Annotated in this window: 20 protein-coding genes and 1 tRNA gene; 6 read left to right on the forward strand and 15 right to left on the reverse strand. The window is 50.5% G+C overall.

The genetic code is table 11. From position 1 onward, the window contains the following. Window positions 1-40 precede the first annotated feature (40 nt). The 8 genes from AC07NP_RS16410 to proB all read right to left on the reverse strand — a co-directional run bounded on the left by AC07NP_RS16410 (window position 41) and on the right by proB (window position 6,983). Complete coding sequence (locus tag AC07NP_RS16410) at window positions 41-1,045, reverse strand: P2 family phage major capsid protein (RefSeq protein WP_494661096.1); 1,005 nt, start codon at window positions 1,043-1,045, stop codon at window positions 41-43. Between the two features lie 21 nt (window positions 1,046-1,066). Further along, the gene (locus AC07NP_RS16415) at window positions 1,067-1,939 is read right to left on the reverse strand and encodes a hypothetical protein (RefSeq protein WP_258340632.1); all 873 of its coding nucleotides are present in this window, start codon (window positions 1,937-1,939) and stop codon (window positions 1,067-1,069) included. Window positions 1,940-1,975: 36 nt separating this feature from the next. Then, window positions 1,976-2,176: a helix-turn-helix transcriptional regulator gene (locus tag AC07NP_RS16420; protein ID WP_494661097.1), complete on the reverse strand. Its 201-nt coding sequence runs from the start codon at window positions 2,174-2,176 to the stop codon at window positions 1,976-1,978. Window positions 2,177-2,283: 107 nt separating this feature from the next. Beyond that, window positions 2,284-3,081 (reverse strand): hypothetical protein, encoded by a 798-nt coding sequence (locus AC07NP_RS16425; RefSeq protein ID WP_001284746.1) that lies wholly within the window; start codon window positions 3,079-3,081, stop codon window positions 2,284-2,286. Then, window positions 3,074-4,261: a tyrosine-type recombinase/integrase gene (locus AC07NP_RS16430; protein ID WP_258339481.1), complete on the reverse strand. Its 1,188-nt coding sequence runs from the start codon at window positions 4,259-4,261 to the stop codon at window positions 3,074-3,076. Before AC07NP_RS16430 ends, AC07NP_RS16425 begins: the two co-directional genes overlap by 8 nt. 164 nt (window positions 4,262-4,425) lie before the next feature. Then, window positions 4,426-4,501 (reverse strand) — tRNA-Thr (locus AC07NP_RS16435). Window positions 4,502-4,615: 114 nt separating this feature from the next. Continuing rightward, the gene (gene proA / locus AC07NP_RS16440; RefSeq protein WP_494661098.1) at window positions 4,616-5,869 is read right to left on the reverse strand and encodes a glutamate-5-semialdehyde dehydrogenase; all 1,254 of its coding nucleotides are present in this window, start codon (window positions 5,867-5,869) and stop codon (window positions 4,616-4,618) included. A gap of 10 nt (window positions 5,870-5,879) precedes the next feature. Next, window positions 5,880-6,983 carry a glutamate 5-kinase gene (proB, locus tag AC07NP_RS16445; RefSeq protein ID WP_203358815.1) on the reverse strand — a complete coding sequence of 368 codons (1,104 nt, stop codon included), beginning with the start codon at window positions 6,981-6,983 and terminating at the stop codon, window positions 5,880-5,882. Window positions 6,984-7,272: 289 nt separating this feature from the next. Here proB and phoE point away from each other — a divergent pair, with 289 nt between their 5' ends. Beyond that, window positions 7,273-8,328, forward strand: a complete 1,056-nt coding sequence (phoE, locus tag AC07NP_RS16450) for a phosphoporin PhoE (protein WP_203358816.1) — start codon at window positions 7,273-7,275, stop codon at window positions 8,326-8,328. Window positions 8,329-8,373: 45 nt separating this feature from the next. On the opposite strand, the gene crl is transcribed toward phoE, so the two are convergent. The 3 genes from crl to gpt all read right to left on the reverse strand — a co-directional run bounded on the left by crl (window position 8,374) and on the right by gpt (window position 10,632). Then, window positions 8,374-8,772, reverse strand: coding sequence for a sigma factor-binding protein Crl (gene crl / locus AC07NP_RS16455; protein WP_192611196.1), 399 nt, complete (start codon window positions 8,770-8,772; stop codon window positions 8,374-8,376). A 57-nt stretch (window positions 8,773-8,829) separates the two neighbouring features. Then, entirely contained in the window at window positions 8,830-10,074 is a 1,245-nt protein-coding gene (frsA, locus tag AC07NP_RS16460) for an esterase FrsA (protein WP_494661099.1), read from the reverse strand. Between the two features lie 99 nt (window positions 10,075-10,173). Continuing rightward, the gene (gpt, locus tag AC07NP_RS16465; RefSeq protein WP_203358818.1) at window positions 10,174-10,632 is read right to left on the reverse strand and encodes a xanthine phosphoribosyltransferase; all 459 of its coding nucleotides are present in this window, start codon (window positions 10,630-10,632) and stop codon (window positions 10,174-10,176) included. Between the two features lie 260 nt (window positions 10,633-10,892). Between gpt and pepD the strand changes: the two genes are divergently transcribed. Beyond that, window positions 10,893-12,350 (forward strand): cytosol nonspecific dipeptidase, encoded by a 1,458-nt coding sequence (pepD, locus tag AC07NP_RS16470; protein WP_494661100.1) that lies wholly within the window; start codon window positions 10,893-10,895, stop codon window positions 12,348-12,350. 41 nt (window positions 12,351-12,391) lie between these two features. Here the strand turns inward: pepD and AC07NP_RS16475 are convergent, their stop codons facing one another. Together AC07NP_RS16475 and dinB are read right to left on the reverse strand one after the other, a co-directional pair. Then, complete coding sequence (locus AC07NP_RS16475; protein WP_494661128.1) at window positions 12,392-12,844, reverse strand: GNAT family N-acetyltransferase; 453 nt, start codon at window positions 12,842-12,844, stop codon at window positions 12,392-12,394. Between the two features lie 8 nt (window positions 12,845-12,852). Then, entirely contained in the window at window positions 12,853-13,908 is a 1,056-nt protein-coding gene (gene dinB / locus AC07NP_RS16480) for a DNA polymerase IV (RefSeq protein WP_494661101.1), read from the reverse strand. A 254-nt stretch (window positions 13,909-14,162) separates the two neighbouring features. Between dinB and dpaA the strand changes: the two genes are divergently transcribed. Further along, entirely contained in the window at window positions 14,163-14,903 is a 741-nt protein-coding gene (gene dpaA, locus AC07NP_RS16485; protein WP_494661102.1) for a peptidoglycan meso-diaminopimelic acid protein amidase, read from the forward strand. On the opposite strand, the gene AC07NP_RS16490 is transcribed toward dpaA, so the two are convergent. Then, window positions 14,874-15,641, reverse strand: a complete 768-nt coding sequence (locus tag AC07NP_RS16490) for a class II glutamine amidotransferase (RefSeq protein WP_494661103.1) — start codon at window positions 15,639-15,641, stop codon at window positions 14,874-14,876. The genes dpaA and AC07NP_RS16490 overlap by 30 nt on opposite strands. Before the next feature lie 45 nt (window positions 15,642-15,686). After that, window positions 15,687-16,265 carry a D-sedoheptulose 7-phosphate isomerase gene (lpcA, locus tag AC07NP_RS16495; RefSeq protein WP_494661104.1) on the reverse strand — a complete coding sequence of 193 codons (579 nt, stop codon included), beginning with the start codon at window positions 16,263-16,265 and terminating at the stop codon, window positions 15,687-15,689. Window positions 16,266-16,504: 239 nt separating this feature from the next. Between lpcA and fadE the strand changes: the two genes are divergently transcribed. The 3 genes from fadE to AC07NP_RS16510 all read left to right on the forward strand — a co-directional run bounded on the left by fadE (window position 16,505) and on the right by AC07NP_RS16510 (window position 20,423). After that, complete coding sequence (gene fadE / locus AC07NP_RS16500) at window positions 16,505-18,949, forward strand: acyl-CoA dehydrogenase FadE (protein ID WP_203358824.1); 2,445 nt, start codon at window positions 16,505-16,507, stop codon at window positions 18,947-18,949. Between the two features lie 110 nt (window positions 18,950-19,059). Continuing rightward, on the forward strand, window positions 19,060-19,830 hold the full coding sequence (locus AC07NP_RS16505) for an amidohydrolase (protein WP_494661105.1): 771 nt from the start codon (window positions 19,060-19,062) through the stop codon (window positions 19,828-19,830). Between the two features lie 182 nt (window positions 19,831-20,012). After that, window positions 20,013-20,423, forward strand: coding sequence for a Spy/CpxP family protein refolding chaperone (locus AC07NP_RS16510; protein ID WP_494661106.1), 411 nt, complete (start codon window positions 20,013-20,015; stop codon window positions 20,421-20,423). Window positions 20,424-20,445: the final 22 nt, after the last annotated feature.

Raw genomic sequence — 20,445 nt, forward strand, 5'->3', positions numbered from 1 at the left:
AAACGAGACCCGCCTCTGAGCGGGTCTTTCTGTCGCTAAGTCAATCCGCAAACGTCAGGGCGCTCTCATCGACAGCCGCGTACAGTTCTGGTTCACCGAGTGCATAGCCTTCATTGCGCAGGTAGGAATGTACGTATTCACTGTTTTCATCATCAAACTCAGCACGAAACCAGCGTGTTATCGCCTGGGTGTAAATATGCAGATTATCCAGCGTCGTTACTGCCAGACGCTTACCCGGCATAAACGGGGGAATAAACGCAAAGCGGCCAGCAACAGAACTTGTAGCCATCTGTGCAGCATTCACATCAGCCGGGCGGTCTGCGGCATTAAATAACTTCAGGCGTTGATGTGCTGCCAGCTCTGCCCCAACCAGTACAACCAGACGGGGATCTTCACGAAACTGCTCAGCAATAAGCTCAGTAATCAGATGGTTGGCCAGAGCATCAATATTTTTCCAAGTGCCAGTCTCTCCCAGAGTGACAGACTCAGAGATGATTTGCTTCCCGTTCCCGTAGGCTTTCGCCAGTGCATGCCAGCCAATATTGACATCCTCTCCTTTTTTATTGATTTCCGGGTTTGTAGTATTTGCAATCGACACACCATTGAAACCGACCCTCAGCATGTCCAGCGCATATGCCTGGGCAAAAAAGCTCTCAACCGTTTTCTCAAACTCATCCGGCACGCCAGTATGGTAAATATGAGACATATCGGAATAGCTGATCCGGGCACAGGTATCCGTCTCTGTCAGAAAGAACTCCGTACCATTGACTGCCATTTTTTTGTGGAAACGGCCACCATCCACACGTCCGGTATGTAGTTCACTGGTACCAATATTGACGGCATTACCTGACACGGCGTTAACATCACGTAGGGTGATATTTTTAATAAGCCACCCGGATTCCAGAATTGAGGTACGCAGTATATTTTCAGAGGATTCGCTTAATGCAAAGCGTCTGTTTGATTCCTCCTGATAGTTAGTGCCAGTGACGAATTTATTATGATAACGACGTGCTGCGTCCGGCCTTTCAGTTTTGAAGGCATACATAGTTTTTCACCTTTTTAGTATTTAAGAAAAGATTTTATTTTTGTACTCAGCAACCCGATTGTATTTCATTACATGCTCAACATAATCCCGGTCACTTACGACTGAACGTAATACATAATTATCTGCTCGATAGTACTCCCTGTAAGCCATAGCTCTTGCCATTCCACCGTTATTTAATACATAACGATCAGTTGGAACGCTACAACGGCTAATAATTTCACTCACAGAATCAGACAAAGATTTGAGTGCATCTGTAATAAATTTAATATCACGGACAACGTCACCGTCATTAAACACAGAAATAAAATCAGCAGGAATCTGGCCGGATTGAGGAAATATGTTCAGTAAACGCTTCTCAACTCCCTTACCAATGTAGTTAACTTCATCGGCCAGTACGCCCGGTAAAAGCTTAATTGTGCTCAGTCGGCTATGTTGCTCATTCAGCCGGGAAACAGCCAGATGGTAACACCGTTCAGCATCCGCTCGTCCAGCATGCCCCGTTTTATTCGTTTTGGCTTCAGCAATGCTACTGACGCCGTTTTTTGAGAATGTGCTTTTCCATGCAACTTCCGCATTTGTCACTTCTCGCTGCCGGAAAGATAACTCTTCCTCTTCCTGACGACACAACTGGGCATAACGGCTCAGGAGCAGGTTGATCTCATTCGCCACAGCTTCCGTATCAGGTACTGTTAACCCCGTAAGTGAATACAACTTTTCACCTTTAGCGCGCAGCTTATTCAGTGAATATATTTCAATAATACGCACAATACAGGCCGTGTCGCTATGAGTCTCTTTAAACGGGCTTACTTTATAGTTTCCTAACACGGAAACATATTCATTCTTAATTGGAAGGGATATGTATTGACTCCCCGCCGGTTGTAGACGGTAATTCATATAAACTCCTCATAAATGCTACTAATACTAATGTTTTTACTCTGAAGAATGACTATCACGCCAAGCATAGTAGTCACCGGCATGCCATCGAGACATACGACCTAATTTGATTGGTTTAGGAAAACGACCTAGAGAAATCAGTTTATAAATCCATTTATCAGTAAACAGACAATCAGATGTAATGAATTTCATATCAATGAGCGAGTCAGCAGAAGGACGATTATCAGTAAACCCCATAATGAGTTCCTCTCTATGTATCAATCTATATCAACGAAGAGGATTAAAACATCGTTCAAAAATATAAAAAAGGCGAGTAAGCAAAAAATACTTACCCACCAATAATGTTAATTATTTGTAAAGATTGGTTTTTTGAAAATACTAGCAATCATTTTGCAGATTACTTCGAATGATAAGGGCGGTTCTTTCTTATCAGGCCAAAATTCGGCTGCTCGGGAAAAAACAAGCTTTGTTAGCGCTGTAGCATTGTCTTTTTTGACATTAGAGTTTTCTTTGTAAAGATAAATGGCCACACTCAAAACTTGATTTCGCTTTGTTGCATGTCGCTCTTGTTGTGCAATTGATAGCGACTTATATACCTCCGAAGAAGAAACATCATTATTAATAATATTATACAGTTTTCGAACATCATCGCTTTCTATATATCCATCATGCTCAAAAAAAAGCCCATCAGAATTTTTCCAGTCTATCTGAAAGAACTTTATCTCTTCTGAAAACACTTCCCCTGCTGGAACAAGAAGAGATGGGTATACTGGGAATTGCCCACTAAAATAAATAAAATCCTTCTGGATTCCTGGTGGGTATTTAAAATAACCTTTTATACGTGAAATAACTAAATTCTTGTCATTTTTTATCTCATGTATTTTTATGAGACTATATTGACTAATATAACTATACCCCTCGTCATCCTTATCCAATGAATCAAGATGATTAATAAATTCATTTATACATCTAACTCGATGCTTTGAGAAATTACCCTCCCTGCCAACATATGCAGAGAATGAAAGTTCATTCTCTCCTGCCAGATAAAAAACATCCGCCTCTTCGCAATTTAGCATCTTAGCAACTTCTGCTACTTGATAATGCGTGCGAAATAGTTTCAAAGGAATGGTTTTATTAGCCATTACGATTCATTCCCTCAATAAAATCAGCATACCATTGCATCATTTCTCTGCGTCCTTCCAGATATTGAGCATGGTTATAAATTCCGCGAATAGAATTTTTATCTAAATGAGCAAGCTGGGTTTCAATCCATGCACTGTTAAATCCTTTCTCATGCAGAATTGTACTCATCGTATGCCTGAAACCATGCCCCGTAACACGCCCTGCATATCCAATACGTTTAAACACCTGATTAATGCTTGCTTCACTCATAAATTTGCTAGGATCGTTGCGTCCAGGGAACATCAGCGGGTAGTTCCCAGTTAGTTCTTTCAAACATTTGAGATGGGATAATACTTGTTTTGGCAACGGGACAATATGGCTCCTACGCATTTTCATACGTTCTTTTGGGATCTCCCACACCGCATTATCAAAATCCACCTCACGCCACTCACCTGCTCTTAATTCTCCTGTTCTTAGACCCGTCAGGATAAGTAAATGTGCCCCCAGCAATACAATTGGGCTTCCTGAATAAGCGTTAAGGGCAGTAAAGAACTCCGGCAGCTCGTTGGCTTTGAGGAATGGATAGTGGACTGCTTCATGTCCTTGCATCGCACTGGCAAGATCCGGTGCAGGATTGTAGATTGCTCTACCCGTTACGATGGCATAGCGGAAAACTTCACCGCATCGCTGACGGACTTTCTTCGCTTTCTCCATAGCACCTCGTGCTTCTATCAACCTCAGTACTTCAAGTAGTTCAAGGGGCTGAATATCGGCTATAGGTCTGTGTCCAATATGCGGGAAAATGTCTTTCTCAAACGCCTCAATTATGTCTGAAGCATAGCCCTCAGACCATTTGGGAGATTTCATTTTGTGCCACTCTAACGCCACTTCTCTAAATGGGTTAAGTGTCTCGATCGCTGCGTTTAAAGCATGCTTCTTTGCTTTTTTCACTTCGCCAGGATCTTCACCAGCGACGAGTAGTTTCTTTGCGTCTTCGCGTTTTTGCCTGGCATCGGCGAGGGTGACTGTTGGATAGACACCAAAGGACAAGCGCTTCTCTTTACCAGCAAAACGGTACTTCATACGCCAGTAACGCGAGCCATTAGGTTCAACCTGAAGGTACAGGCCACCTCCATCAGATAGCTTATAGCTCTTCTCTTTTCCTTTAGCGGCTTCAACCTTGCGGGCATTCAGCATCATTGGGGGCACATTTCCTAGACCGAACAGAACATGCCCCCGATTGTGCCCCCAATTGTATGTTGATTTCAAGAGATAGGGGTTGACGTCAAATGACGAAGAATCGCGTAATATCTATGTTTTTAAAGGGTTTTGTTGATTTGAGATGACTTGGAAATACTAAGGGATGGTGCCGATAATAGGAGTCGAACCTACGACCTTCGCATTACGAATGCGCTGCTCTACCAACTGAGCTATATCGGCCCTGATAAGGACATGTCCACAAGTGCGAACACGGGGTAGAAGGTTAAAACTAACCGGGCGATGCGTCAATGGCCTTGCGAATCAAACGCCTATTTTTGCATCACCCGGTGTCAATTATGCACGAATAGTGTCGTCACCAATGCCAATCCACTTGTAAGTGGTCAGTGCTTCCAGTCCCATCGGACCGCGTGCGTGCAATTTTTGCGTGCTCACGGCCACTTCCGCACCGAGACCAAACTGACCGCCATCGGTAAAGCGTGTCGAGGCGTTAACGTACACAGCTGATGAATCCACTTCGTTTACGAAACGATCGGCGTTGCGCAGCGTACGCGTCAAAATGGCGTCGGAGTGTTGAGTGCCGTGCTCACGAATATGGGCAATGGCATCATCAAGGTCAGTCACGATTTTGACATTCAGATCCAGCGACAAAAACTCGTCGTCGTACTCTTGCGCTTTCACCGCTACCACGTTCGCCGGTCCCGCGCTCAGCAATGCCAGCGCCACGGGGTCAGCGTGCAGCGTAACGCCACTCTCCGCCATCTGCTGGCTCAGTGCAGGTAGAAAGCGCTCCGCGATATCCTGATGCACCAGCAGCGTTTCCACCGTGTTACAGGTGCTCGGGCGCTGGGTCTTGGCATTGACGATGATCTTCAGCGCCGGAGCAATCTCTGCACTGTCATCAACATAGATATGGCATACGCCAATTCCGCCCGTGATCACCGGGATCGTAGCGTGCTCGCGACACAGTTTGTGCAGCCCAGCGCCGCCGCGCGGGATCAGCATGTCGATATATTTGTCCATGCGCAGCATTTCGTTCACCAGCGCACGATCCGGGCTTTCGATCGCCTGTACGGCGGCTTCTGGTAGACCGCAGGCTTTTAATGCCTGCTGGATCACGCGTACCGTTGCCGCATTGGTGCGATACGTCTCTTTCCCGCCGCGCAAAATCGCGGCGTTGCCTGTTTTCAGGCACAGAGACGCAACATCAACGGTGACGTTAGGACGCGCTTCGTAAATGACGCCAATGACGCCCAGCGGTACACGACGGCGCTCCAGACGCAGGCCGCTGTCGAGTAATCCACCGTCGATCACCTGTCCGACCGGATCGGCCAAATTACAGACCTGGCGAACGTCATCGGCAATCGCTTTCAGCCGTGCAGGCGTCAGCGCCAGACGGTCCAGCATCGCCTCGCTCAAACCGTTAGCGCGCGCTTCGGCTACATCCTGCGCATTTGCGTTCAGGATAGTGTCAGTTTGTGCTTCCAGCTCATCGGCTATTTTTTCCAGCACGCGGTTTTTTTCACGGCTGGAAAGCAACGCCAGCTTATACGACGCTGCTTTGGCAGCAATACCCATTTGTTCCAGCATACGTCGCTCCTTAGCGGGTGATCATGTCATCGCGATGGACGGCAACCGGGCCATATTCATAGCCAAGAATAGCGTCAATCTGTTGAGAGTGGTGACCCGCGATACGGCGTAGCGCGTCGCTGTTATAGCGGCTAACGCCATGAGCGATATCACGCCCTTCCAGATTGCAGATGCGGATCACTTCACCACGCGAGAAGTTACCTGTCACGCTTTTAATACCTTTTGGCAATAACGAGCTCCCGCGTTCCAGAATCGCTGAAGAAGCCCCTTCATCAACGGTAATTTCACCGGCGGGCGGCGCACCGAAAATCCAGCGTTTACGGTTCTCCAGTGGAGAGGCTTGCGCGTGGAAGCGTGTACCGACGGAAACACCTTCCATCACATCACCAATGACACCCGGTTTGCTGCCTGCGGCAATGATCGTGTCAATACCTGCGCGGCAGGCTACATCCGCCGCCTGTAGCTTCGTTCCCATACCGCCTGTCCCGAGGCCAGAAACGCTGTCTCCGGCGATAGAACGCAGCGCGTCATCAATACCGTAAACGTCTTTGATTAACTCGGCTTGCGGGTTGGTGCGCGGGTCGGCGGTGAACAGTCCCTGCTGATCGGTCAGCAGCAGCAGTTTATCGGCACCGGCCAGAATCGCCGCCAGCGCAGAAAGATTGTCATTGTCGCCGACTTTAATTTCAGCGGTCGCAACCGCATCGTTCTCATTAATGACAGGGACGATGTGGTTGTCCAGTAACGCACGCAGCGTGTCACGGGCGTTAAGAAAACGCTCCCGATCTTCCATATCTGCACGCGTCAGCAGCATCTGCCCGACATGAATGCCATAAATAGAAAATAGCTGTTCCCAAAGCTGGATCAGACGACTCTGCCCTACCGCTGCCAGCAGCTGTTTAGACGCAATGGTCGCCGGAAGCTCTGGATAACCAAGATGCTCACGCCCGGCGGCAATCGCCCCCGAGGTAACGATAACAATACGATGCCCCGCGGCATGTAGCTGCGCACATTGGCGAACAAGTTCAACGATATGGGCACGGTTCAGGCGGCGCGATCCGCCTGTTAGCACACTGGTGCCAAGTTTTACCACCAGCGTCTGACTGTCACTCATGATTCTCTGCCGTTCAAAGTGGGAAAAATGATATCAAACGAACGTTTTAGCAGGACTGGCGGCGGTTGCCAATAACCAGCGTACAAAGCATGAGACTTTGTTGAGCAGGATCAGCAAGCGTAGCGGCAATTTTTGACGTTTTTATTACTGTAATAATAAATCACCCTTTTTTAAAAATAGTCTTAATTTGTCATAAAACCTTCACTGCCAAACGTTAAAAATCCTCCTGTTTTTTTAACGGGGATCGCACCCAGCAAATTTTAGCGCGTTATTTAAATCAGGAATGAAAATGAAAAAGAGCTCTCTGGCATTAATGGTGATGGGTATTGTTGCATCAGCATCTGTACACGCAGCAGAAGTCTATAACAAAGACGGAAATAAACTGGATGTATATGGCAAAGTGAAAGCAATGCACTATATGAGCGACAATGACAGTAAAGACGGCGACCAAAGTTATGTGCGTTTTGGGTTTAAAGGTGAAACGCAAATTAATGACCAATTGACCGGCTATGGTCGCTGGGAAGCAGAATTTGCCGCCAACAAAGCAGAAAGCGATTCATCACAACAAAAAACGCGTCTGGCCTTCGCGGGTTTGAAATTAAATAATATGGGTTCCTTTGATTACGGCCGTAATCTGGGCGCACTGTATGATGTCGAAGCCTGGACCGATATGTTCCCGGAGTTTGGCGGTGACTCTTCCGCACAGACCGATAACTTTATGACCAAGCGCGCCAGCGGTCTGGCGACGTACAGGAATACAGACTTCTTTGGCGTTATCGATGGCCTCGATATCACACTGCAATATCAGGGGAAAAACGAAGACCGTGATGTGAAAAAACAGAACGGCGACGGTTTTGGCACCTCTCTGACCTATGATTTCGGCGGCAGTGATTTCGCCATCAGCGGCGCGTATACCAACTCTGACCGAACCAATGAGCAAAATCTACAAAGCCGGGGCACCGGTGATAAAGCGGAAGCTTGGGCGACCGGCTTAAAATATGATGCTAACGATATTTATCTGGCAACCTTCTATTCCGAAACCCGCAATATGACCCCCATTTCGGGTGGTTTTGCGAATAAGACACAAAACTTTGAAGCCGTGGCCCAGTATCAATTTGACTTTGGTCTGCGCCCGTCGCTGGGGTATGTCCTGTCAAAAGGTAAAGATATTGAAGGTGTAGGCGATGAAGATCTGGTGAATTATATCGATGTCGGCGCGACATATTACTTCAACAAAAATATGTCCGCATTTGTTGATTATAAAATCAACCAACTGGACAGCGACAATAAGCTCGCGATCAACAACGATGATATCGTTGCTGTGGGGATGACCTACCAATTCTGATGCGTTGGCCGTATGGCTTCACGAAGCCATACGGCCAAATATCTATTACGCGGATAATTTAACCGGCTCTTTAAAGTTCTCAGCGGGTTCCAGCGCCAGATTTAAAGACTTCAGCAACTCGCGCAATTTTTCATGAAACTCGCGTAAGGTGTATTCCAGTCGGTCTACAACCTCAGCCTCTTTTATGGGTACGGCGGTCCAGTTACCGTCTTTGTCAAACAGACCAAACTGGTAGCTGTAGGTAAAGCGCTTCTCTTGCGCTTCCAGTTCCATCCACCATCCCCAAAACTCACGCTTTTCAGGCGCAGGCTTCACGTTGACGCAAACTGCCAGACAATCGAAAAAAAATCGATTATCTTCGCACTGCCCTTCACGGATGTAAGGGCCGAGCGCGGTAAATTTCTTAATCAACCTACTTCTCGGGTGTCCACTCGGTAACGTCATTGCGATCTCCTTAGGTGAAGCAACTGTTTTACCAAATCGATAAAATTTAGCAATCTATTAACACAATCTCTGATTGATCCACTCAGCAATTTCTTTCAGAGCTTTGTCAAAATTGCGATACACCGGATTAAACGGGATCTCCATCAACTTACCGTCCGAAGATGAAGATGCGATTAAGCGCGACTCCTCTTCCGGGCTAAACGGATCGTTTTTCCAGAAGCCCGATAACATCGGCGTAGGACAACGTCTACCCAACAATCCCTGAACCTTCAGAGAGTAGCGATTCAGTTCGACCCGCAGCGCCTCATCGGACGCATCGTGCATCCCCAGACGGCTGGCCAGAACGTCAAGATACATTTCGGGTACTGCCCCCTGCCGTTGCGGATCGCTTAACAGCGCATGTACCACTGGTCCCAGACACGCCACCGCTTTCAAACGAGGCGCTTCGAGATAAGCCAGGCGTACCGCGACGTTAGCGCCAAAGCGAAAACCAAATGCCGCCACGCGGGTATGATCCACCCAGGCAACGTCAGGCAACGCTCTCAGGACATGCTGATGCAATTGACTGGAGTCCTGCGTCAATTTCCATTTTGAGGAGAAGCCCACCGACGGCATATCCAGCGTCAACATGGCGATACCGCGCGGCGCGAAATAGCGCTCATACAGCGTGTAATAGTCGGTTTGCATGGCATCGAGGCCCCCACACATTAACACCGTTGGGAACGGACCATCGCCTTTTGGCATATGCAAAAAGCCCGTAACCGGCGCGCCGCCGGGCACGGAAAATTCTATTTCACGTAATGTACCGGGTAATCGTTGCGCCGCCTCTTCGTAGGCACGGTTCGCCAGAGCCTGTGCCTGCTCCGCCAGATCGTCGCCTTTCAAATGCGGATAGGCGGCAATGCTGTATAAGGTGGCTGCATGTAACCAGTGGCGGCCGCTGAGTTGCGCGTCTTGCTCCTGGCTGGCCTTCTGCTGCCACTCCATGGCCTGTTTTGCCCATTCATAGATCCAGTTGCCGCCACGATAGCCGATAACCGTGTCGTACAACTCCTTGTCTGTCCGCTCGGCCTCGCTCATGACAATGCGGGCCTGCACTTCAAGGATTTCACGGGGGTCGACACCGCGCCAGATCCACATCAGACGGTTAACCATGCGATACCAGTGTGGAATGGTTTTACCATCCAGCGTGGACTGCACAGGCGATGACGTTCCGTTATTGAATCGACGGACAAGCGTGGACGTTTCAGGGTGTTTGAAGCGGGGTTTAAACAGGGTTTCGCTGAGGTTAGCCTGTGACATTCGTGCAGCCTCCATAGGTACTTACTGAGGCCTATTGTAACGCGTGTGTGAGTAAAAAGAACAACGCCCGGCATAACCGGGCGTTGAAAATTTCAGAGATTAGCGACCGGAAATCGGCGGAATGAACACGACGCCCATATCCCACGGTTGCTCAATCCAGGTATCCTGAGGAATATCAACAACATAATCGTTCACCAGCGGACGACCAGCCGGTTTCGCGAAGATGGTGACAAAATGTGCCTTAGGATACATTTCACGGATCGCCACGGCGGTGCCGCCGGTATCGACCAGGTCATCGATCACGATGAAACCTTCGCCGTCGCCTTCCGCACGTTTCACCACTTTCAGCTCGCGCTGGTTGTCGTGGTCATAGCTGGAAATGCAAACGGTATCGACATGGCGAATACCCAACTCACGTGCCAACAATGCGCCCGGTACCAGACCACCACGGCTAACGGCAATAATGCCTTTCCATTGTTCAGAAGGCAGCAGGCGGCTTGCCAGTTTGCGTGCGTGAATCTGCAACATGTCCCAGGTGACGACGTATTTTTCGCTCATGTGAAGTGTCCCAGCCTGTGTATCTACGGCTTAAAAAGTGTTCGAGGGGGAAATAGGTTGCGCGAGATTATAGAGATCTGACGCGCTAAAAACCAGTGTTTAGCGGAATCCGCCCCTCTTTTACGTGCTTTCTACTACCCGCCGCCGGATAAAGTGGTATTCTCAATTGCATCTCGCAAGCCTGACTTGTGGTGTTTTATATTCTGCTAACCCTGTGGCCTGCAAGAAAGTTTCGCAGGACATCGCCAAGGAGACTCATCGTGTCTGAACTGTCTCAATTATCTCCACAACCGTTGTGGGATATTTTTGCAAAAATTTGTTCAATTCCTCATCCTTCTTATCATGAAGAACAACTCGCTGAGCACATTGTCGGCTGGGCAAACGAGAAAGGTTTCCACGTAGAGCGCGACCAGGTCGGGAATATCCTGATTCGCAAACCTGCTACCGCAGGTATGGAAAACCGCAAGCCGGTCGTCCTGCAGGCGCATCTCGATATGGTGCCGCAGAAAAACAACGACACCGTACACGACTTCGCCAAAGATCCTATCCAGCCGTATATCGACGGCGAATGGGTGAAAGCGCGCGGCACGACGCTTGGGGCAGATAACGGCATTGGTATGGCGTCCGCTCTGGCGGTGCTCGCTGACGATAGCGTCGTTCACGGCCCGCTGGAAGTGCTGCTGACCATGACCGAAGAAGCGGGTATGGATGGCGCATTTGGCCTCCAGGCAAATTGGCTGCAGGCAGACATTCTGATCAACACCGACTCCGAAGAAGAAGGTGAGATCTACATGGGATGTGCCGGTGGTATCGACTTCACCTCTAACCTGCCACTGACCCGTGAAGCGGTTCCCGCAGGTTTCGAAAGCTTCAAACTGACCCTGAAAGGGCTGAAAGGCGGCCACTCTGGCGGCGAAATCCACGTCGGTTTGGGTAATGCCAACAAACTGCTGGTTCGTTTCCTGGCGGGCCATGCTGAAGAGTTAGATCTGCGCCTGGTGGATTTCAACGGCGGTACTCTGCGTAACGCTATCCCGCGTGAAGCCTTTGCTACCGTTGCCGTTGCCGCTGATAAAGTCGACGCCCTGAAAGCCCTGGCGAACACTTATCAGGAAATCCTGAAAAACGAACTGGCGGCAAAAGAGAAAAATCTGGTTGTTCTGCTGGATGCCGTTGCCAACGAGAAAGCGGCGTTGACCACATCCTCTCGCGATGACTTCATCCGCCTGTTGAACGCCACGCCAAACGGCGTGATCCGTAATTCCGACGTGGCGAAAGGCGTCGTCGAAACCTCCCTGAACGTGGGTGTGGTCACCATGACCGACGACAACGTGGAAATCCACTGTCTGATCCGCTCGCTGATCGACAGCGGTAAAGACTACGTGGTGAGCATGCTGGATTCTCTGGGCAAGCTGGCTGGCGCGAAAACGCAGGCGAAAGGCGGTTACCCAGGCTGGCAGCCGGATGCCAACTCCCCGGTCATGCACCTCGTGCGTGAAACCTATCAGCGTCTGTTTAACAAGACGCCGAACATCCAGATCATCCACGCCGGTCTGGAATGCGGTCTGTTTAAGAAGCCGTACCCGGAGATGGACATGGTTTCTATTGGGCCGACCATTACCGGTCCGCACTCCCCGGATGAACAGGTTCATATCGAAAGCGTAGGCCATTACTGGACCCTGCTGACTGAACTGCTGAAAGCAATTCCGGCCAAATAAGTTGCTCTCCTGCCCGGTAGGTTCAGCTTACCGGGCAATTTTCACATCTCGGCTTTTCGCATAACGAAATTGGTAAAAACCGCCCCTCTCGCCTCAACCTGTTGCTCTTTGACGACCTGATAACCTTGCCCAAGAAAAAAGGGTCTTGCGGTGATGCTGGCTTCGACCCAAAAAGCCGTGTCAGGATGCCGTTGTTCCAGATGGTGAAGCAGGCTGGTCGCCACCCCCAGGCGTTGTGCACTCGGCAAGACAAATAGCAGGTCTATGTAATCCTGTCTGGCCGTGAGAAACCCCACAATTCTCTGTCGGCAAACCGCCACCAGCCCCTCCGATTGCCGCAGTTTCCGGTGCCAGACAATTTCATCAATTTGCGCCCACGCGGCGATCTGTTCCGGCGAGTAATCCTGACTGGCTCCCTCTCTGATAGCACTGAGAAAAATCTCGCACAGCGCATCGAAATCATCAGGTTGATATTCCCGAATGTATACGTCCATCGTCATGGTTAAAGCCCCAGTAGCAGTTGTCTTTCCAGTTGTGGATCCAGCAGTGTCACGTGCAATCCGACTAACCGGACGCCGCGCCCTCCCCGACGTTCGTCCCAGGTTTTTCTGGCGGTGGCGATCAGGTCTTCTTTCGTTAACCGGGGCCAGACATGTTCCTGGGTGGTCTGCTGAAAATCATTAAACTTTAATTTGATGCCCTGGCGGGCGATGAGCAAATCCGGCTTTACCTTTGCCAGACGTCGTTCGAGTTCAGGATACAGTCGTTCAATGATCGCCTCGCACTCGGCCCATTCATGAATATCTTCCGCCAGCGTACGCTCAACGCCGACCGATTTACGTAGCCGTTCATTGTTCACATCCCGCTCATCAATGCCCTGACTGCGCTCCCACAGCACCCGACCAAACTTGCCAAAACGTTTGAGTAATATCGCCAGATCGTAGCGCTGCACATCCTCACAGGTGCGTAGCCCCATCGACTCCAGTTTGGCGGCAGACACCTTCCCCACTCCCGGAATTTTTGCCAGCGGTAACGTTTTGATAAACGCAGACACATCGGCGGGAGCAATGACATATTGCCCGTTCGGTTTATTGAGATCGGAGGCGATTTTTGCCAGGAATTTCACTGGGGCAATTCCCGCAGAGGCCGTCAATTGCAGCTCGTTAAAGATCGTCTGACGGATCTCCTGGGCAATCAGCGTGGCAGACCCCTGACAGTGAGTACTATCGGTAACATCCAGATAGGCCTCATCCAGCGAAAGCGGTTCGATCAACGAGGTATAACGCGAGAAAATCGCCTGAATTTGGCGAGAGGCCTCTTTATAAGCCTCATAGCGCCCCGGCAATAACGTGAGATGAGGGCACAGTTTAAGCGCCATTCCCGTGGGCATGGCGCTACGCACACCAAATTTTCGCGCCGGATAGTTCGCGGTGCTGATCACTCCCCGGCGCTCGCGACTGCCGCCAATAGCAACCGGAATATCGCGCAGTGCGGGGTTGTCGCGCATTTCAACCGCCGCAAAAAAGCAGTCCATATCGACATGTATGATTTTGCGCATCTTCCTCTCCCCGCACATTACTGTTTAAGTATACAGTATTAATGTGCAATAAAAAGAGAGTAAATCCGTCCGTTTCCGACTGAACTTTCCTGCCGTGTCTTATATAAAGAAACACTAAATTGTAAACGCAACACGAGAGACTTGCGAAAAACTTCAGTGATGCTAATGTGAGCGCTCCAAATCCAGATTAGTCCGATTTGGGGACTCTTTTGCCGTTCTGGCATGTGTAACCGTTTTATCAAGGAAAAAGCAGTATGCGTAAAATCGCATTGTTTATTGCGATGCTTTTGATTCCGTGCGTCTCATTCGCCGGTTTGCTGAGCAGCAGCAGCCCGACCATGCCAGTCAGCAAAGAGTATAAGCAACAGTTGATGGGGTCGCCGGTCTATATTCAGATCTTCAAAGAAGAGCGCACCCTTGATCTCTACGTCAAGATGGGCGAGCAGTATCAATTGCTCGACAGCTACAAAATTTGCAACTATTCCGGTGGGTTAGGCCCGAAACAACGCCAGGGCGATTTCAAAAGTCCTGAAGGCTTCTACAGCGTTCAACGCAGTCAGCTCAAGCCCGACAGCCGCTTCTACAAAGCCATCAATATCGGTTTCCCCAATGCTTATGACCGTGCTCACGGGTATGAAGGGAAATATCTGATGATTCACGGTGCCTGCGTTTCCGTCGGCTGTTATGCCATGACCGATAACGGTATCGATGAGATTTTCCAGTTTGTTACCGGCGCGCTGGTCTTTGGCCAGTCCAGCGTTCAGGTCAGTATTTACCCGTTCCGCATGACCGATGCAAACATGGAGCGCCATAAGTACTCTTATTACAAAGATTTCTGGTCGCAGCTAAAACCGGGATACGATTACTTTGAACAGACCCGTAAACCACCGACTATTTCAGTTACCGGTGGCCGTTACGTGGTCAGCAAGCCGTTGAGTCACGAAGTGGTTCAGCCGCAACTGGCGTCAAACTACACGCTCCCCGAGACAAAATAATCGCCATTCGCCTGGCATGATCTTTTGCCAGGCTTCATTCCCTGTCAGCGGTTGGGTGGCAATCACGGTGACCACATCATTGGGTGTGGTTTCCGAGCTAAAGTCGAACTCAACGTCCTGATCCAGCAATGTCGCCACGCCAAACGGCGCACGACGCGTGATCCAGTACAAATTCGTTGAGCAGAACGCCATCACATAGCGCCCGTCTGACAGCAGCATGTTAAAAACACCCTTCTCGCGTAATTCCCCTGCCAGCGTGGCAATATATTTAAAGACAGATGCCATATTGCCCGGCGTGCGCGGGTAGCGGGCGGTCAGTTTGTGTAACAGCCAGCAAAATGCCTTTTCGCTGTCAGTTTCGCCGATGGGACGGAAATTGCCGGTCTCAAGGGATTTATACCCGGTGAGTTGTCCGTTATGGGCGTAACTCCAGTTTCTCCCCCATAACTCACGCGTAAAGGGATGGGTATTTTCCAGCGCCACTTCCCCACGATTCGCCTGACGAATATGCGCAATCACGGAACACGATTTAATCGGGTAGTCCTGCACCAGTTTCGCAATGGGAGAATTAAAGCTGGGTTGCGGATCTTTGAAAGTGCGACAGCCTTTACCCTCATAGAAGGTAATTCCCCAGCCGTCTTTATGCGGCCCGGTTCCTCCACCACGCTGCACCAGCCCGGTGAAACTAAAACAGATATCGGTGGGCACATTGGCGCTCATCCCGAGCAGTTCGCACATACTTCACCTCCACAACAGCGGGGGCGCAACGCCCCCAGCGAAGATTTACTTAACCATCTCTTTTTCAATTAACTGAATCAGGATATGGATAACTTTGATATGGATTTCCTGGATACGATCAGCATAGCCAAAATGCGGTACGCGGATTTCGATATCCGCACTGTCCGCCATTTTTCCGCCGTCTTTACCGGTCAGGGTGATGACTTTCATTCCCTTTTCACGCGCCGCAGCAATTGCTTTGATCACGTTGCCTGAATTTCCTGACGTGGAGATCCCCAGCAGAACGTCACCTTCGCGCCCAACGGCTTCAACGTAGCGGGAGAAGATATAATCGTAACCAAAATCGTTACTGACGCAGGAGATATGGCTGACATCTGAAATAGCAATGGCCGGATAACCCGGACGGTTTTCACGATAACGACCGGTCAACTCTTCCGCAAAATGCATGGCATCGCAATGGGAGCCGCCGTTACCACAGGAAAGTACCTTGCCGCCCGCTTTGAAACTGTCTGCCAGCAGGACCGCTGCGCGCTGAATGGCGTGAATATTGGCATCATCTTTTAAAAAATTAGCCAGCGTTTCCGCCGCTTCGTTCAGTTCGTTACGAATAAGATCCTGGTACATGAGGATATCCTTCAGCATAAATGTAAATGACAGGATGCAGTGTACCGGATACCACAGAAAGCGAGAAGTCCAGGCCACCGGAAGCCCCCTGTCTTTTGATTTTTTGTGCCGGAGAAAACGGCAACAATGTGAGCTTTGTTGTAATTATTTTGTAAACATATTGCTAAAAGAAATGACATCCACTACAACCATATCATCACAAGTGGTCAGACCTCCTACAAGAAAGGGAGCTTTTCGTTATGATGATTTTGAGTATTCTCGCAACAGTTGTTCTGCTCGGTGTACTGTTCTATCACCGCGTAAGCTTATTTCTCAGCAGTCTTATCCTGCTCGCCTGGACAGCCGCGCTTGGCGTCGCTGGCCTGTGGTCAGTCTGGCTGCTGGTTCCTCTGGCCATTATCCTCGTACCGTTTAACTTTACGCCGATGCGTAAATCGATGATTTCTGCCCCGGTGTTTCGCGGTTTTCGTAAAGTCATGCCGCCAATGTCACGCACCGAGAAAGAAGCTATCGACGCGGGTACGACCTGGTGGGAAGGCGATTTATTCCAGGGCAAACCCGACTGGAAGAAACTGCACAACTATCCACAGCCTCATTTAACGGCTGAAGAGCAGGCGTTCATTGATGGTCCGGTGGAAGAAGCCTGCCGCATGGCGAACGATTTCCAGATCACCCATGAACTGGCCGATCTTCCTCCCGAGCTGTGGGCCTATCTGAAAGAACATCGCTTCTTCGCGATGATCATCAAGAAAGAGTACGGCGGCCTCGAGTTCTCCGCCTATGCGCAATCTCGCGTACTGCAAAAACTCTCTGGTGTCTCCGGGATCCTGTCGATCACCGTGGGCGTCCCCAACTCGTTAGGCCCGGGCGAGCTGCTGCAACATTACGGTACTGAAGAACAGAAAAATCATTACCTGCCGCGTCTGGCGCGGGGCCAGGAGATCCCTTGCTTTGCGTTGACCAGCCCGGAAGCCGGTTCTGATGCTGGCGCGATCCCAGACACAGGTGTGGTTTGCATGGGTGAATGGCAGGGTCAGCAGGTGCTGGGTATGCGTCTGACCTGGAACAAGCGTTACATTACGCTGGCGCCTATCGCTACCGTGTTGGGTCTGGCGTTTAAACTCTCGGATCCGGAAAAACTGCTCGGCGGCGAAGAAGATCTGGGCATCACCTGTGCGCTGATCCCGACCACCACACCGGGTGTTGAAATCGGTCGCCGTCACTTCCCGTTAAACGTTCCGTTCCAGAACGGCCCGACACGTGGAAAAGATATTTTCGTCCCGATCGATTACATCATTGGTGGACCGAAAATGGCCGGTCAGGGCTGGCGTATGCTGGTGGAGTGTCTGTCGGTTGGCCGTGGCATTACCCTGCCGTCTAACTCTACCGGTGGTGTTAAATCGGTAGCCCTCGCGACCGGTGCCTACGCGCATATCCGCCGTCAGTTCAAAATCTCTATCGGTAAAATGGAAGGGATTGAAGAACCGTTGGCGCGTATTGCAGGCAATGCCTACGTGATGGACGCGGCGGCATCGTTGGTTACGTACGGTATTATGCTGGGCGAAAAACCCGCAGTGCTCTCTGCCATCGTGAAGTACCACTGTACCCACCGCGGACAGCAGTCTATTGTCGACGCAATGGACATCACGGGCGGTAAAGGCATCATGCTGGGCGAAAGCAACTTCCTGGCACGTGCTTATCAGGGCGCCCCTATCGCCATTACCGTTGAAGGCGCGAACATTCTGACCCGTAGCATGATGATCTTCGGACAAGGCGCCATTCGCTGCCATCCTTATGTCCTCGAAGAGATGAACGCCGCGCAGAAAAACGACGTCAATGCCTTCGATAAATTGTTGTTCAAACACATTGGTCATGTCGGCAGTAATAAAGTGCGCAGTTTTTGGCTGGGCCTGACTCGCGGGCTGACCAGTCACACGCCGACAGGGGATGCCACGAAGCGTTACTATCAGCATCTGAACCGCCTGAGCGCTAACCTGGCACTGCTTTCCGATGTCTCAATGGCAGTGCTGGGCGGTAGCCTGAAACGTCGTGAGCGTATCTCTGCACGCCTGGGCGATATTTTAAGTCAGCTGTATCTCGCCTCTGCCGTACTGAAGCGTTATGACGATGAGGGCCGTCACGAAGCCGATCTGCCGCTGGTTCACTGGGGCGTCCAGGATGCGTTGTATCAGGCTGAACAGGCGATGGACGATCTTCTGCAAAACTTCCCGAACCGTTTGGTGGCAGGTTTGCTGAACGTGGTGATCTTCCCGACAGGTCGCCACTACCATGCACCTTCCGACAAACTGGATCACAAAGTCGCGAAGATTCTGCAGACGCCGAGCGCAACCCGTACCCGCATTGGTCGTGGCCAGTATCTGACACCAAGCGAACATAACCCGGTCGGTTTACTGGAACAAGCGCTGCTGGATGTGATGGCCGCAGACCCTATCCACCAGCGTATCTGCAAAGAGCTGGGTAAAAACCTGTCCTTTACCCGTCTGGACGAGCTGGCGCATAACGCACTGGCGAAAGGGTTGATTGACAAAGATGAAGCAGCGATTCTGGTCAAAGCCGAAGAAAGCCGCCTGCGCAGTATCAACGTTGATGATTTTGAACCCGAGGAGCTGGCGACACAGCCGGTAAAGTTGCCGGAGAAAGTGCGTAAAGTCGAAGCCGCATAAACATCCGCTACCCGTTCCAGCCCCGCTTTATGCGGGGCTTTTTTATTGCCACCTATCCGTCGTGGCGCATGCTACAGTGTAAAAATGCTGCTTAACGAGGAACCACGATCGTGCCCGGTTTGAAAATCACGCTTTTGCAACAACCTCTGGTCTGGATGGACGGCCCTGCCAATTTGCGCCACTTTGACAGACAACTGGAAACCATCGCCGGACGTGACATCATCGTATTACCCGAGATGTTTACCACCGGCTTCGCCATGGAAGCGGCAGCCCGCTCACTCTCTCAGGAAGCCATCATCGAGTGGATGCGCACAAGGGCTGAACAGACCAACGCCCTGATTGCAGGCAGTGCGGCGCTACAGTCAGAACGCGGGCCGGTTAACCGATTTTTACTCGTTGAGCCGCAAGGAACCGTTCATCATTATGATAAACGTCACCTGTTCCGTATGGCGGATGAACATCACCATTATGAACCGGGTACTGAGCGCGTTATTGTGAACTGGCGAGGCTGGCGTATCCTGCCGCTGGTCTGTTACGACCTGCGTTTTCCGGTGTGGTCCCGCAATCTCAACGATTATGATCTGGCATTGTTCGTGGCTAACTGGCCTGCTCCGCGTTCATTACACTGGCAGGCGTTGCTGACCGCGCGGGCCATTGAAAATCAGGCATATGTTGCAGGCTGTAACCGGGTCGGTACTGACGGCAACGGCCACCATTACCGTGGAGACAGTCGGGTGATTAGCCCGCAGGGCGAGATTATCGCCACGGCTGAACCCCATCACGCAACCCGCATCGACGCAGAGTTATCGCTCAGCACGCTGCGGGAATACCGGGAAAAATTCCCGGCATGGCAGGATGCCGATCCGTTCACGCTGCAATAAATCCGCGCGCCACTTCCGCTATGGCGAACCGTTTCCCATAGCGGGGATTGTTTCACTCAGTAACCTCCCGTAAAACAAATTCGCGTGGCACCCCTCACCTTTCAACGTATCCTGAGCGAGATATTCACTCATCGTTTACCCGTGGTAAGCACAGTTCAAAATTTCTTTATCAGGATGAAATAATGAAGAATTTCGTACGTATGACCTTAGTCGCTGCAGCGCTGGCTGGTGCCTCTTTCAGTACTTTTGCATCAAACGTGTCTGATACACCCGTTCCTTCCCAGGATCCGGTGGTGCAACAGCTTAAGCTGACCGACGCTCAGGTTGAGCAAATTAAAAAGCTGCACAGCGAGCTGGAAGCTAACGTGAGCAAGATTTCCATGAAGGACATTAAAGACGGCGAACTGATCAATGTCATTAGATCCGGGAAATGGGACGAGTCCGCAATAAACAAACAGCTGACGGCGATCGGCAGTGTTGAACAGCAATCCCGCTACTACCGCGTGAAATACTACTTTGAGCTGAACAAAGTCTTAACGCCGGAACAGCGTAAACTGGTACAAAATGAGATTGCCCAGACGCTGAGCGAATAATGTCGATAGCCCGTTGCGCCAG

The organism is Citrobacter sp. GW821-FHT07H02 (genome assembly GCF_059418505.1).